The organism is Blautia sp. DFI.1.216, assembly GCF_020594215.1.
Taxonomy (GTDB): Bacteria; Bacillota; Clostridia; order Lachnospirales; family Lachnospiraceae; genus Blautia_A; species Blautia_A wexlerae.
In genome coordinates, this window is the sequence record NZ_JAJDML010000274.1 from 1 (window position 1) to 217 (window position 217).

1 pseudogene is annotated in these 217 nt (G+C 50.2%); it reads left to right on the top strand.

The window, feature by feature from the left end:
- Positions 1-217, top strand: a pseudogene (locus tag LJE11_RS19700) (IS200/IS605 family accessory protein TnpB-related protein); the annotation flags it as partial.

Consider the following 217-nt stretch of genomic DNA (forward strand, 5'->3'; position numbering starts at 1 on the left):
AGATGCAGGGGAAGATATCGGGAAAGAAAAAACAGAAACTGCACCTGTGGAGAAAGCGGGATATCCAAAGACGCTGTGAACATCAGGCACACAGGAAAGAGATGCGGATATCCCGGATCTGTGCATGGAATACCAGCAGACTGGCTTATGATGGTTCCGGGGCGGTAACACGTGACCGGGAAAATCACAGCCTCTGTACTTTCCAGACAGGAAAACG